The organism is Rhodococcus sp. NPDC054953 (assembly GCF_053609225.1).
This window is the reverse complement of sequence record NZ_JBSGXD010000061.1, coordinates 1-1,339: the sequence shown is the minus strand read 5'-3', so window position 1 is coordinate 1,339 and position 1,339 is coordinate 1. Positions and strand designations below refer to the sequence as shown.

2 protein-coding genes are annotated in these 1,339 nt (G+C 71.9%); one reads left to right on the top strand and one right to left on the bottom strand.

The features are described from left to right. The first annotated feature begins 120 nt into the window (after positions 1-120). On the top strand, positions 121-1,080 hold the full coding sequence (bla, locus tag ACWF62_RS20455) for a class A beta-lactamase (RefSeq protein WP_452631238.1): 960 nt from the start codon (positions 121-123) through the stop codon (positions 1,078-1,080). A 13-nt stretch (positions 1,081-1,093) separates the two neighbouring features. On the opposite strand, the gene ACWF62_RS20450 is transcribed toward bla, so the two are convergent. Further along, positions 1,094-1,339, bottom strand: a 246-nt coding sequence (locus ACWF62_RS20450; protein WP_452631235.1) for a CoA-binding protein, incomplete at its 5' end; no start/stop codon positions are given.

Below are 1,339 nucleotides of genomic sequence, written 5' to 3'. Positions count from 1 at the left end.
ACCCTATGCCACTTCGGCATGGAACCGCGCAACCGGGTCTTGGACGGCATGGGTGGCCGGGCGGGAGGGTGATCACGCGGGCGGGGACCGTCCCCGGTCCGTGCGTGAAGGGGAGCGAAGATGCGGGTGCACAGGCGAGTCGGCGGCAGGTTCCTGACCGGGGCACTGGGGACGCTGGTGCTGGTGCCGCTGGTGGGCTGCGGCGGCGCGGACCAGAGCGGTACGGCGGACGGTGGGGGCGAGCGGGCACCGGGCGCCTCCGTTGCGGACGCGGACCTCTCCCAGGATCCGGAGGAGGAATTCGCGCGGCTGGAGGAGGAGTACGACGTACGGCTGGGCGTGTACGCGCTGGACACCGGCAGCGGCGAGGAGATCGGCCCCCGGGAGGACGAGCGGTTCGCGTACGCCTCCACCTTCAAGGCGCTGCTGTGCGGGGCCGTGCTGGAGGAGTACGGCCTGGCGGGCATGGACGAGGTGATCCCGTACGGGGAGGAGGACCTGGTCCCGCACTCTCCGGTGACGGAGGAGAACCTGCCCGAAGGGGGCATGAGCATGTTGAATCTGTGCGACGCCACCGTCCGCTACAGCGACAACGCCGCCGCGAACCTGCTCTGGGACACCATCGGCGGCCCGGCCGGCCTTCAGGAGCGGCTGGCCGGGCTGGGCGACGACACGACCCGGATGGACCGCTACGAGACGGAGCTGAACGAGGCCGTGCCGGGGGACGAGCGGGACACCTCCACCCCGCGCGTCTTCGCCGCGAACCTGGGCGCCTACGTGCTGGGCGATGTGCTGCCCGAGCCCGAGCGCGCGCAGCTGAGCGAGTGGCTGATCACCAATACCACCGGGGACGAGCTGATCCGGGCGGGTGTCGGTGAGGGCTGGACCGTGGGCGACAAGACCGGCGCGGGCGGCTACGGCGGCCGCAACGACATCGCGGTGCTGTGGCCGGAGGACGGCGGTGAGCCGCTGCTGCTCGCGATCTACTCCACCCACGACGAGCCGGACGCGGAGTTCGACAACGCGCTCATCGCCGAGGCCGCCTCGGTCGCCGTCGGAGCGCTGAGCGGCTCCCGGTAACAGGAAGAGCGGGCTAGCCCGGCAGCCGGGGGATCTCGATCGCCGGGCAGCGGTCCATGACCATGTCGAGACCGGCCGCCCGGGTGCGTTCCCGGGCGGCCTCGTCGATCACGCCGAGCTGGAACCAGACCGCCTTGGCCCCGACGGCCACCGCCTCGTCGGCGACCGCACCGGCGAGTGCGCTGTTGACGAAGACATCCACCACATCCACCGGGAACGGGATCTCGGCGAGCGAGGCGTAGCCGCGCTCGCCGTGCAC

Excerpts from the sequence above, each read along its gene's own strand:
- bla (WP_452631238.1), top strand. The coding sequence starts at position 121 with ATGCGGGTGCACAGGCGAGTCGGCGGCAGGTTCCTGACCGGGGCACTG.